The following is a 12,894-nucleotide window of genomic DNA, read 5'->3' on the forward strand; positions in this document are numbered from 1 at the left end:
ATGGAGTTATTTAGAGTTTTCAAATGAAAGTGCATGATATAGCTTATTTTTCTGAAGTTTAGATACATGGGCGTAATGGGAATAATTTCGAAAATGCACAAAATGTGTATCACCTTCAAATGTTAGATGTGATACATAGTTTAAATTCACGATAAACGACCGATGTGTTCTAAAAAAGTCATGATTCAGCTTTTGCAAAATTGTATCTAACGACTCATTTGTTTCATACTTCTGATCCACTGTATGAATAATTGTTTTTCTACTATCTTTTTCTATTAAAACGATTCTAGAAAAATGGATAAAATGTGAGGTACGGTCTACGGTTATCGGCAAAATTTGTTTTTTTTCTACCTTTTGATTTGAAAGTAATACATTTTTAGCTCTTTCTAGCGCGATATATAACCTCTCTTTTTTTATAGGTTTCATCACATAGTCAACAGCATGTAAATCAAAAGCACTTATAGCATACTGATCATATGCCGTAATAAAAACAAATTGTAATTCAGGGGAAATTTTAAGACATGATGAAATGGCATCAATACCATTTAATTTTGGCATATTAATATCAGCAATGATAAGATCAGGCTTTTTATTTATATTAATATCCAATAAATCCTCACCATCTTCAGCTATCCCAACAACCTCAAAGCTATCCAGTGGCTCTAAGAAGGCACTGATGATTTGCTGAGAATCAAAGTGGTCTTCTGCAATAACTACCTTAATTTTGGGATTCACGACATGACCTCCTTCACCGGTTGATCATCTACTTTTAACTGAATCTCCTATTTATATTGTAACATGATAAAATTGCTTACTTTGTAGGAAATATTACCAACTGCATGAATAAACAAGATATTCAATCAATACTAGTTGAAGCTTTTTTACGTATTACTTGCTTTAAACACTGATTCAGAAATGATCCTACTATCTGCCCTTTCAGGGTTCCTACGATCAATTTCTTCTCTTAACATCATGATAAAGTTATGATCTAATTCATAAAAAACAGCATCCTCATAGGCATGTAATAGTTGATTATAACTTAATTGCCGCATTTTTAAAGTCTCCTTTAAACAGAAATACATAGTTAGCTCATTCTCTATTTTACTATTATTAAACATTCATACCTCTCAAGCAGACTGTGTAGAAACAAGAGAATTGGCAGAACAACCAACAATTTATTACATTCAGGAAGGAGAATCGGCATTTTACTAAAAATCTACAAATTAAGACAGATACTTAGAAGGTGATCAAGCTAAAAAAAACACCAAATAGGTGATATTTCTGCTATTTTTACTTTCTTAATACTTTCAAGGATTCTGTTAACTTTTTATAAGAATTGTTTATGTTCAAACCCAATTGATTAAGTCAAATTATGTTTTGTTATATATTAATGGAGGCTAATGCACCGCAGATGCGGGTGCATTTTGATTTAATAGTGTTCAGTTTATATAAGCTGGAAACTAATTTCCCCACTTGTGCAGCCCGCATCTTTTCTTAATATTAGGATAAAGAGAGTAACCCCTTACCCTTTTTCCTTTAGCATATATTTTTTATATGCTAAAGGAGTCATGTTCGTTGTTTTTCGAAATTTATCAATGAAATAGCTTGTGCTGTTAAAGCCTACTTGATAGGCAATTTCTGTTACGTTTAACTCAGTTTGCTGAAGTAAGATCAAACTATTTTGAATGCGATAATCCGTAACATAGCTTAATGGTGTTGTTTTTAAGGTTCGTTTAAAGTAACGGCAGCATTCCGAACGACTTAGTTGACCCGCCTTGGCAATATTATCTAATGTTAATTTTTCCGCAAAGTGAGAATGAACATAGTTTAGCATTTCCTTCATACGTTTATTTTTTTGAATCTCTGCCTGATCATACTCCAATTTGAAACCGTTAACGATGAGATTTTTCCATAGTGAAGTTAAGGAAATAGAAATTTCCATTTCATAGTAAGGTGCTTTTTGATGTATCAATTGATGAATGGTAAAAATGGCATTTAAAATAGTTGCCCCCCAGGCCTCATCAGAATTTAATTGTAAATATGATAGATTGGTTGCTCGTAGATAAGGTGAAACATAGGTTGCATAGAGATCCTGTGGTAAAAGAAAATGTGGTGAAACATTCAAGCAAAGATAAACACATCCTGAAGAATTCTTATCCTCCGCCATGTGCAAGCATTCACTATTTATAAATAGCCCCTCTCCCATTCTCACACTTAAACTTTCTTCATTTATTTGAAATGTAGCTTCTCCTTTTACAATATAGATAAATTGTAATTCTTCATGCCAATGAAGAGGAATATATCCATTTATATTTTTGTTTATGGTTGTTTTATAACACGCTATCGGTAATTCAACCGTCCGGTGTTTCGTTAGCTCTTTTAAACTTTGATCAATTTCAAAATTTTTAATCTGCACATTCTCCCACCTCAATATTGTGATATTTTTTGATTCAATATAAGTATATTTCAGTTAATTTTCAGCTTATTATTACACTATTATTATATTTTGAGGTGGTCAACACAAATGAACTCATCTTCTAGAAAAATTGGATACTTGCTTGTCATAACAGGTGCAATCTTTTGGGGTGTTGGAGGTACGGTTGCACAAAAGCTTTTTCAACAATATGCTGTCAATGTTAATTGGCTCGTTACTACACGTTTACTTATTGCTGGTTTATTACTATTATTTGTTCAGTATTTTCTTAAAGATCGGTCACAAATATTCGGTGTGTGGAAAACAAAAAAAACAGCCATACAACTATTAATTTTTGGGATTCTTGGTATGTTAGCCGTTCAATACACATACATGGCCTCAATTAAATATGGAAATGCAGCTGTTGCCACCCTCCTACAATATTTAGCACCAGTTATGATTATTATCTATTATATTTTTCGAAAACAAACTGTCCTGACAAAACAGGATACCACGACTGTTTTTCTTGCTTTAATAGGCTCATTTTTCCTATTAACAAATGGTTCCTTTTCTCAATTGTCTGTCCCTCCACTTGCGGTAATTTGGGGTATACTATCCGGTTTAGCACTAGCATTCTATACATTATATGCTGTTCCTTTACTTAAAAAATTTGATACATTAGTCATTGTAGGCTGGGCTATGATCATAGGTGGCTTAGCGTTAAGTATCATCCACCCACCCTGGAAAATCGAACTAGCAACTTTACCATTTGAGGCCTATCTTTACTTTCTTTTTGTCATAATCTTTGGCACAATGTTTGCCTTTTGGTTTTATATTGAAAGCTTACAAAGTCTTTCCCCAAAAGAAACAAGTCTTTTAGGTAGCATAGAACCACTTGCAGCTGTTATCACCACAGTCATCTGGCTAAAAGAACCATTTGGAGCTTTTCAATGGATTGGTGCATTTAGTATTATCGGTATGATTTTGTTATTAGCGTTGGGAAAAAAGAATTCTGCGGCTGTTGAGGTTGAAGAAGTGAAGGTTGGTTAGTAGGTGGGGGAGTGCCTGTCACTCCCCGAATTTTGTCAAAAAAAAAAGCACCCTTCAGTCAATAAAGACTTTAGGATGCTTTCTTTTATACCTACATATTCATTATGGAAGCACATTACCAGCAGCGCGGAAAATACTATACCATTCCTCACGAGTAAGCTTGATGTCACTGGCTTTCACGCAATCCTTTAATCGACCTTCATTCATTGTACCGATAACAGGCTGCATTTGAGCTGGGTGACGTAATAACCATGCAATTGCAATCGTTGTATTGCTTACTTCATATTTTTTCGCGATTTCATCGATTTTTTGATTTAATTCTGGGAACTTTTCGTTTCCTAGAAATACACCTTCAAAAAATCCAAATTGAAACGGTGACCATGGTTGAATGGTAATATCGTGCAATCTACAAAACTCAAGAACACTAGCATCTCTATTTACAGCAGCTTCATTTTCCATATTCACATTAAAACCGTTTGAGATCATCGTCGAGTTTGTAATACTTAATTGCAGCTGGTTCGCAACAATTGTTTGTTTAACTGACTTTTTAAGCAATTGAATCTGCATTGGATTTTGGTTAGAAACACCAAAATGACGTACCTTACCTGAGCTTTCAAGAGTGTCAAAAGCCTCAGCTACTTCTTCTGGCTCCATCAAAGTATCCGGACGATGAAGAAGCAAAACATCTAGGTAATCAGTTTTTAAGCGTCTTAAGATTCCATCAACTGATTCTAAAATATGATCTTTAGAAAAATCGAACATTCCATTACGGATACCGCATTTGGATTGTAAGATGATTTTTTCACGAACATCATCGTTCATATGAATCGCATCAGCAAAAATTTCTTCACATTCTCCTCCACCATAAATATCGGCATGATCGAAGAAATTTGCGCCCAATTCCATTGCTGTTTGGACGAAGTGCTCTGCCTCATTTCTTTCAAGTGAATTAATACGCATACAGCCTACTGAGACAACAGGGACGTCTAATGTACTTTTTCCAAGTTTCATTGTCCTCATGAATGGAAATCCTCCTTTAAAAAACTGCTTTATAATGTTGGTTGTCTAACAAGTTATGTAATCTTGGATATGTATCCTTACCGATTTTCCCACATCAGGATAGCGTTTACAAGGAAACAGTGTTTTCCTTGTAAACTTTTAGAGCCTAGTTAAAAAAACTTATATAGTACCCTTATAGAAAAATGTAGCACCTACCTATTAAAACTCCTCATACACAGCAGGATCTTGATTATTAATTCTACCATCAGGTTGAGTTAACTCTAGAATCATATTCATTTCAGACTCATCCAGAGAAAAGTCAAAAATGGAGATATTCTCAAGTTGTCGTTTTTTAGATGCTGATTTAGGAATACTAACTGCCCCTAGCTGATAGTGCCAGCGTAAAATAATTTGTGAAACCGATTTGTTGTGATTGTTAGCAATCTCTTTTAATCTAGAATGTTGTAACACGTCATTAGCTCGTGCTAACGGGCTCCATGACTGAATTTGGACATTATTTTCCTCATGCCATTTTCTTAGTTCAGCCTGATTAAAAAACGGATGTAGTTCGATTTGATTAATGCTTGGCTTCACTCCTGTTTCTGTTTCGAGACGTTCAATATGTTCTGGTAAAAAGTTACAAACACCAATTGAACGAATTAACCCTTGTTTTTTGGCATCTATTAATGCCTGCCACGCCTCTACATATAGATTTTGCTTTGGATTTGGCCAATGTATTAAATATAAATCATAATAATCAAGATTGGCACGGTATAACGACTCTTCAATCGTCGTAATAGCTTTTTCATATTCCTGATAGCGTCCCGGAAGCTTGGACGTAATTCGTAATTCTTCTCGTGAAACTGAACTGCGTCTAACAGCTTCACCGACAGTTCCTTCGTTTTCATAATTATAAGCAGAGTCAATCAGTCGATAGCCAAGGTCATCTATCGCATTTTGTATAGACTTTATACCTTGATTGCCTTTAAGTTTATATGTTCCTAACCCGATTACCGGAAGGCTACTACCATCATTAAGGGTTATATTCGGAATTGAAACCATACCTAATCACTCCTATTCATTAATAGTTTTAGGTTACCATATTTTTCAATAAGACTCATAGTATTTGAATTCGTTCTAGTAATTAAAAAACCTTATCCAGCCTTTGGACAAGGTTCTCTACTATATGATTCTATTTATTCAGCAAGCTCTTTTTCCTGCAACAACACCTGTTTTAATAATTTCTTTACAACAGTTGCTGCTTTTACTTTTAAATACAAATCTTCTGATGTATGTATCTGATAGTCTCCAGCGATGATGCACTTCTGTAAGTCTCCAACCGTATTGCACTCCATCTTGAGTTCATTATAAACACTGCCGTATTGAAAATATTGATGTGTATCACTTCCACCTACCACCGGCAACCCTATCTCTTTAGCAAAAGAATTCAGCTTAGAGATATATGCTTCCACTCCTTGTGCATAAAGATCTTTTCCATTAAGATCAAAAGCATCTAATCGGTGGAGCTGTTCTTTACTTAGATGATATAAAGGTGTGCTTTCTCGGAAAGCATGGGCACCAATTTTTAATACGGGATAACGATCTGCCAAATCCATAAGCTGATCAAATGGAATAAAGTGCTCTTCTATTAGATGACTTTCTAAATGACTTCTAATTTCAATTACATCTTCACGATCACCGATCAGCAAGATGTGACCAGTTTCTTTAATATCTACTTCAATGCCCGGAAAAAGCTTGAATCCCTCCACATCATAATAACCTTGTTGATAGGAATAGTGTTGATCTAGATAATCATAAATATCATAAAAACGAGTTGTATTAAAATGCTCTGTCATAGCAACTGCATTTAACCCAATAGCTTTCGCTTCCTTCATCATTTCTCTAAAATAATCCGGCATAAACATTGATTTTTTTGAAATTTTAACATGACTATGAAAATCGATTTTCATGTTATCCTCCTTTATTTGAATAGACTACCTACCATAAACAAACTCACGATATACAAGAATGAGAATGCAAGAAAGCTATAATCTAACACCCCAATCTTTAAATGTGCCAACTTTAACTTTTTTACCTCTGGACGATTAAATGCATAAAAGCTTCCCTTTGTTTCAAGTGCCTCTACGGTTGTTCTTGCTCTTTTTGATGTGCTTAACAATAATGGATAAAACGACAATACCGCGATTTTTGCGAAATAAACAATGTAACGCCAATAAAGGAATCCATGTTTTTCCGGTGCTTTTCCTCGTAGGCGAAATGATAGAAACACATGATGATATTCTTCAAGTAAACTTGGCAGCATTCGGTAACCATAGGCAATGCTAAACGAAACTTGACCAGGCACTCCAATTTTTAGTAAGCCATTACTTAATTTTTCCGGATCCATTGAGCAGAAAACAGTAATACTTGCTAAGGAAATAACCGATAGCTTTAAAGTCAAAATGACTAATGGGAGAATCACATGACTATCTCCACCAAAAAACAAAGAAGCAATTAATAAATATCCCCCTTGTCCTAATAGCCCTAAGCAAAGAATAAAGATAACCAAGGGTGTTACTTTTGACATAATCGTGGTAATGACCATAAAAATAAACAGGCCTGCCAAAATCACTTTATTATGAACAAACCAGGGAGCGATTCCAAAAAACAGATACCAAATAAAGAGAGTTCTAGGATCCAGCTTAGCTAAAAACGTATCATTATTTGCGTAAGCTGTATTTAGCATTTCAATCTTTATCTGTTCAACTGAGAGTTTTTCAGATAATTTCCGAGCATATTCCATGTACAAGCTCCCTCCTATCAAAAGCTTGAATAAAATCATTCACTGTATACGCAAGTGGTGATAGATTCAACCTTCTACTTAACTCTACGATCTGCGGAGGAACAAGTCCCGCTTGCTTAAGTAATTCACTATTAGAAAAAACAGATTCTCGGGTTCCATCATGAAGAATTTTCCCGTTATTTAGCACGATAATTCTATTTGCACATTCGGCCACTAATTGCATATCATGCGTAGCAATCATTACTGCTCCCACCTGCTCTTTTAGAGAAGATATAAGTTTTGTAATATGTTTCCGAGTAGCAATATCCAAATTAGCCGTTGGTTCATCAAGTAGAATAATCGAAGGTTCCATCGCCACTCCAATCGCTAATGATGCTCTTCTTTGTTGTCCTCCACTCATTAATCGGCTGTCTTTTTCTTGTAAATGTTTTAATTCAAATTGCTCTATCACTTTGTCAACGACTTTGTCATATCCAGGAACTTTCCTAGCTTTTAAGTAAAACTCCACATCTTTTCGAACACTATCCTCAATAAACATTTCCTCAGGATTTTGATAGATATAAGTAACAATGTCTGCGATTTTCTCGGGTGAAAGTTTGCGAGTATTTAACCCCTTAACGGAAACATCTCCTTGCTCCGGCTTTACAAGTCCAGTGATCAACCTCATTAAGGAAGATTTGCCAGCCCCGTTATTACCAACTAACGCAACAATATCTCCATGAGAGATTTCTAAGTCAAGATTAGTTAACACTGTCTTTTGTGTTCGATTGACCATCTTATATGAAAAACTTACATTTTTAAATTCTATCAGCTTACTTTCGTTGTTTTTCTTTTGCAAAGATCGCTCTAAACTTAAATCTGATTTCTGTGGGACAGGAAAAAATTGAATAGCCTCTTCTATTGTGACAGGTAATTTTCTTTGCTCTGACTGAGCTAATTGATAAGCTGCCTGTGTGACCTGTGGCGGATAAATTTGACTCTCCATCAATAAATTTACATGTTGTAATGCTTCTTTTGTCTGCTTTTTCCAGACCACTTTTCCTGCGTCCATTAATACAACAGAATCACAGTAATCAGCAATAAATTCTGTATGATGTTCAATAACAATAATCGTTTTTCCGTGTTCTTTGTTTAACTTTTTTAAGATTTCATAAACCTCTTTTGCATGAAAAGGATCAAGCTGTGCAACAGGTTCATCAATGATTAAGATGCTTTGATCTAGGGACAGTGCACCAGCTAATGCTAAAAGATGCTTTTGCCCCCCACTTAACTGCCAAATATATTCCTTTTCAAATGGACTTAAACCTACTAAATGAAGAGCACGCCTACCTCTTTCTTTATAATCGGGATAGCCAAAATTAAGCGGCGCAAAGCAAGCTTCCTCCAATACACGTGGGCAAACTAGCTGATTTTCAAAATCCTGATAAACATATCCCACATCATGTGATAAATCAGCCACTTTATATTCGGTCGTAAGCAGCCCATTCACGAACACCTTGCCCTCAAAATCACCTACATAATAATGTGGAATTAAGCCATTTAACAATTTACACAGTGTTGATTTCCCACTACCATTACTTCCAATAATCGCGGTAAATTCTCCGCTATTAATAGATAAAGAAACACCCTTTAAAACTGGATGTTCCCCACCTGGGTATTGAAAGGTAACAGAATCAAGCATAATTTGATTTTTTATCATGAAGGAATCCTCTCACTTTGATCCTCATTTGAACGTTTGTTTTTATTTTTACTTCTCATGACAATAATTGTTATTGCTGCTACAATCGCGGCAACAGCTATACTTACCCAGTTAAACCAATCACCAAAAGTTCCGATAAAATCAGCTTCCCATTCCACGTTAAAGCCTGCTTCTGAAAGATATTCAAAAAGAAAGGCTGAGCATGCCAGGAGGATGGAGATCGCAATCAATCTAGGTCCAATGAGTTCTTTCATAGAATATTTCGTTTTATTGTTTCTTGGTTTCATTCCTAATAGAGGCTCAATTTTCCCATATAATCTAGGCACTAAATATAAGGTCGGTAATAAGGCAAATAAAATGCCAGAGAAAAGCACATCATTTAAAAACGAAAACCCTTCGATAACAACAACACTTTCTGCTAAGCCAGGTACTGTTTCCAATTCTTCAATCCCAATCCAAACCTTGGCAATATCAACCGTACAGCTAATGGCCTGATGGATAATCACACCGAGTATCGCTGCAGTACCAACCTGCAGTTTATTTTTCGGGTCATTTACTAATGTACCAGCAATAAACATAGCTAGAGAGAAGCCAATGAATTTTTCCAATTCACCAAACCCTCCAAACTGCCCTAGCATAATTTCCCCAAAAATAACTTCACCCAACGATGCTCCTATCGCGGCATATAAAGGATGAAACAAAATACATAAAGTTAAAGGAATAAATGCAAAATACTCAATTGAAAATTCTACCGGTCCAACATTTACAGAAGGGACAAGCTCCGTAATCATATTGGAAAGACCATATAGCGACATAGACAAAATAAAGACCATCATTTTTTGTGACTGTGTTAATACATATCTTTCTTTCATCTGACTCATTTTTCCTACCTCCTTCTATTTGATTACCTTTATCTTAAGGTAGCAACTTTAACCAAATATGGTAGGAATGTAAAAGTGATGTAAAAAAATTAATATTTTCTAACAATTTGTAAAATTTCTTTCATTTAGTACGTTATCATGAAAGATTGTGTTAAGATATCTCCAGCCAATTTTCCATGAAAGGAATAATAATATCTTGATCACTTTTAACTGGGATACAAAAATGATGTCTCCAAGTCAATACAAAATTGCTGATTATATTCAAAAAAATACCCAGCTTGTCCTTTTATCAACTGAACAAGAAATTGCTAATGCCGTAAAAGTTAGTATTGCATCTGTCTCTCGTTTTTGGAGATTAGTAGGGTATAAAAATTTCAAAGATTTTAAAACACAAATGAGCCTTCAACTTGAAGTATCACCTGCAGGAAAGATGAAAAATGTGATGACTAGAGTTGAAGGCCAAGAGCTACAACATCATACTTTAGATCGGGCCGTTACTCATTTATTCAAAACAATGGAGCAATTTACTGATCAGTCTTTTCAGCAAGCTGTTAATACACTCAGAAGAGCTTCAACAATCTATTTACACGCACCAGGTCCTTCTCTAGGACTCGCAGAATTAATGGACTACCGATTATCTCGTTTTGGAATGAATCTACATACGATGAGGAAATATGGAAGTGAAATATTTGAAGATCTGATGCATATAACAAACGAAGATGTTGTCGTGTTATTTGGCTTTATTCGGCTGCTACCCGAAGCAAATGTTATTCTAGATTACAGCAATCAAGTTGGCTACAAAACAATTATTATTACAGATCAGCTCATATCTGAATTTTCCACTAAGGGGGATATTGTCCTTTTTGCTAGTAGAGGAGATTCAAGAGAGTTTCACTCAATGATCGCCCCGATGTTCATTGTTGAAAATCTAATTATATCTCTCGGAATGAAAGATAAAGAAGTTAACTTGTCCCGACTTGAACAGCTTAGTCAACTAAGAAAACGATATTCAGCTGAGTTGCCAAGATAAAGCAAAAAAGCGCACTTATACAAATGCGCTTTTTTCTTTATTTAAATCTATTCTTTCACTCGTTTCCTCCTCATCCATTGTGTTGCCGCCCACTTATCTCCAACAATAACAGGTGCTCCACCATGAAGAGTTAACTCATTCAATGTTTGATTATCATAAAAATATTCAAAATAAACGGCCATTCCTTTTTGAGGAGAAACTGAAAAATTCAGCTTAGGAAAGTATGTTTCCCCGCCTTCTTCTACATCATTTAAGTACATAACAAGTGTGCTAATTCTAGGATTACTGACAGGTCTACTTGCTGAAGCAAAATAATCATAATGTTCCTTATACTCTTGGCCGATTTGGTAGTTCAAAACTTGCAGGCCTTCACCATGCTCATAAGGAATGTTCATAATTTGAGCGATTCTTTTTTCAATTCTTGTAACAAGCTCATATTCTCCATCCTGAAAGAACATACTGCTACTTGTTCTTAGTTCATCTAATTCACGTGAATTTCCAATCTTTGAACGACGCATTCTATCTTTGGATAACCTAATTAGTTCATCACATTCTTCATCGCTTAAAACATTTCCTAAAACGGCGATTAGGGGTTCCTCTAATCGTGCAATGATCTTAATTTCCCGATCATCGGTCATAATTTTATTACCAATGTGATTAAAAATAGATTGTTCTTTAATCGTTAATTCATTAGCATCCATTGTCAACTTTCATCAACCTCTTATTATTTAATTTTTAAAAATTAGATTATGTTGTTAGAACACGCATTATATTGAAATCACCAGATGAACTTAAACCTTTTCATTCAAGGAGAATGTTAAGATTGAATTAATTTTACACCTAGCATTTCAGCTTTTCTACTACTTTATTATACATTTTCAAAATGTTTTTCTTTACTAGTTTTAGGCGTTTTATTTTGAATCATGAAAGATAATTCCTAGTCCAAAACGCTCTCCAGATGTTATTGTACTTACTCCGTGCCGAACTTTGTTTTTATAATATCCTTTCTTACCAAGAGCAGGTCTTTCATTTGTTGGAAAAATTAATGCACTACCTTGATCAAGTGTAATAACATGGCCTCTGCTCTGAGCACGTGGAATTTGTTCAACTAATAAAGATTCACCTCCTGTATAATGTTCATCTCGTTGATTTAAGATGAAGACCACTTGAAACGGAAAGAAAACATCTCCATATAAATCCTGATGTAAGCAGTTAAATCCCCCTTCTTCATATTTTAAGATTAAAGGAGTTGGCCTCATTTGCTCATGTTCCTCACATCTTTTAATAAACTCCTGCAGTTCTGCTGGATATTGTTCTGGTTTCTTTAAGTATCCTAACCATCGATTCGCTGTCTTTGCTAGCTCAGGATAAAAAGATTCTCTTAAACTTTGGATCATATCAGGCAATGGATAGGTAAAATATTTATACTCACCACTCCCAAAGCGATATCTTTGCATATTAATAGTTGTCCTATATAATTCTTCCTCATGATAAATTTGAATGAGCTGCTCACATTCTTCTTTTGTTAATAGTTGTGGAACTTTAGCAAAGCCTTGGTTATCTAATACTTGTTGAATTGACTGCCAATTTAATTGTTCAACTCGTGATTTTATGTCATGAAGCATATTAGACCTCCTTGCACTCTTTACATATAATGGTATTTTTAACTAAATTTGATTCTTTTATGTTTAATTATTGGTAGGAAGGCAAATATCTCATTTTTCTGACTCAATTCGGCCAGTATTGAGACTCACTTTGACTGCTCTCTCTTTTTTCTGTCCCAATTCTGCTACTATCGAGAAACACTTTGACTTGCTCACTCGTTTTTTGTCCCGATTCTGCTACTATCGAGACACAACTTTGTTGCTCACTCTTTTTTCTGTCCCGATTCTGCCACTATCGAGACACAACTTGACTGCTCTCTCTTTTTTCTGTCCCGATTCTGCCACTATCGAGACACAACTTGACTGCTCTCTCTTTTTTCTGTCCCGATTCTCCCACTATTGAGACTCACTTTGA

The 12,894-nt window shown here is 35.0% G+C and carries 13 protein-coding genes; 2 read left to right on the forward strand and 11 right to left on the reverse strand.

Annotation, left to right across the window (positions count from 1 at the left end; all coding sequences use genetic code 11):
* Window positions 1–6 precede the first annotated feature (6 nt).
* From LPC09_RS21490 to LPC09_RS21500, 3 genes are all read right to left on the reverse strand, one after another.
* Window positions 7–735, reverse strand: a complete 729-nt coding sequence (locus LPC09_RS21490) for a LytR/AlgR family response regulator transcription factor (RefSeq protein WP_231308253.1) — start codon at window positions 733–735, stop codon at window positions 7–9.
* A 146-nt stretch (window positions 736–881) separates the two neighbouring features.
* Window positions 882–1,052, reverse strand: coding sequence for a sporulation histidine kinase inhibitor Sda (gene sda / locus LPC09_RS21495; RefSeq protein ID WP_231308254.1), 171 nt, complete (start codon window positions 1,050–1,052; stop codon window positions 882–884).
* A gap of 470 nt (window positions 1,053–1,522) precedes the next feature.
* Window positions 1,523–2,416, reverse strand: coding sequence for an AraC family transcriptional regulator (locus tag LPC09_RS21500; protein ID WP_231308255.1), 894 nt, complete (start codon window positions 2,414–2,416; stop codon window positions 1,523–1,525).
* A 108-nt stretch (window positions 2,417–2,524) separates the two neighbouring features.
* Between LPC09_RS21500 and LPC09_RS21505 the strand changes: the two genes are divergently transcribed.
* Entirely contained in the window at window positions 2,525–3,463 is a 939-nt protein-coding gene (locus LPC09_RS21505) for an EamA family transporter (RefSeq protein WP_231308256.1), read from the forward strand.
* Window positions 3,464–3,565: 102 nt separating this feature from the next.
* On the opposite strand, the gene LPC09_RS21510 is transcribed toward LPC09_RS21505, so the two are convergent.
* The 6 genes from LPC09_RS21510 to LPC09_RS21535 all read right to left on the reverse strand — a co-directional run bounded on the left by LPC09_RS21510 (window position 3,566) and on the right by LPC09_RS21535 (window position 9,845).
* Window positions 3,566–4,483: an aldo/keto reductase gene (locus tag LPC09_RS21510; RefSeq protein ID WP_098799698.1), complete on the reverse strand. Its 918-nt coding sequence runs from the start codon at window positions 4,481–4,483 to the stop codon at window positions 3,566–3,568.
* Window positions 4,484–4,681: 198 nt separating this feature from the next.
* A complete protein-coding gene (locus tag LPC09_RS21515; RefSeq protein WP_098799699.1) occupies window positions 4,682–5,524 on the reverse strand; it encodes an aldo/keto reductase in 843 nt (280 codons plus the stop codon).
* 134 nt (window positions 5,525–5,658) lie between these two features.
* On the reverse strand, window positions 5,659–6,432 hold the full coding sequence (locus LPC09_RS21520; RefSeq protein ID WP_098799700.1) for a PHP domain-containing protein: 774 nt from the start codon (window positions 6,430–6,432) through the stop codon (window positions 5,659–5,661).
* Between the two features lie 11 nt (window positions 6,433–6,443).
* Window positions 6,444–7,265 carry an energy-coupling factor transporter transmembrane component T family protein gene (locus LPC09_RS21525; RefSeq protein ID WP_098799701.1) on the reverse strand — a complete coding sequence of 274 codons (822 nt, stop codon included), beginning with the start codon at window positions 7,263–7,265 and terminating at the stop codon, window positions 6,444–6,446.
* Window positions 7,240–8,964 carry an ABC transporter ATP-binding protein gene (locus LPC09_RS21530; RefSeq protein WP_098799702.1) on the reverse strand — a complete coding sequence of 575 codons (1,725 nt, stop codon included), beginning with the start codon at window positions 8,962–8,964 and terminating at the stop codon, window positions 7,240–7,242. Before LPC09_RS21530 ends, LPC09_RS21525 begins: the two co-directional genes overlap by 26 nt.
* Window positions 8,961–9,845 carry a DUF8171 family membrane protein gene (locus LPC09_RS21535; protein WP_098799703.1) on the reverse strand — a complete coding sequence of 295 codons (885 nt, stop codon included), beginning with the start codon at window positions 9,843–9,845 and terminating at the stop codon, window positions 8,961–8,963. Before LPC09_RS21535 ends, LPC09_RS21530 begins: the two co-directional genes overlap by 4 nt.
* A gap of 196 nt (window positions 9,846–10,041) precedes the next feature.
* Here LPC09_RS21535 and LPC09_RS21540 point away from each other — a divergent pair, with 196 nt between their 5' ends.
* Window positions 10,042–10,875, forward strand: a complete 834-nt coding sequence (locus tag LPC09_RS21540; protein ID WP_098799704.1) for a MurR/RpiR family transcriptional regulator — start codon at window positions 10,042–10,044, stop codon at window positions 10,873–10,875.
* Window positions 10,876–10,922: 47 nt separating this feature from the next.
* Here the strand turns inward: LPC09_RS21540 and LPC09_RS21545 are convergent, their stop codons facing one another.
* Both LPC09_RS21545 and LPC09_RS21550 read right to left on the reverse strand, forming a co-directional pair.
* Window positions 10,923–11,576, reverse strand: a complete 654-nt coding sequence (locus LPC09_RS21545) for a 2OG-Fe(II) oxygenase (protein WP_442920046.1) — start codon at window positions 11,574–11,576, stop codon at window positions 10,923–10,925.
* A 210-nt stretch (window positions 11,577–11,786) separates the two neighbouring features.
* Window positions 11,787–12,500, reverse strand: coding sequence for a 2OG-Fe(II) oxygenase (locus LPC09_RS21550; RefSeq protein WP_098799705.1), 714 nt, complete (start codon window positions 12,498–12,500; stop codon window positions 11,787–11,789).
* Window positions 12,501–12,894: the final 394 nt, after the last annotated feature.

This window comes from Metabacillus sp. B2-18 (genome assembly GCF_021117275.1).
In the GTDB taxonomy this organism is placed as follows: domain Bacteria; phylum Bacillota; class Bacilli; order Bacillales; family Bacillaceae; genus Metabacillus.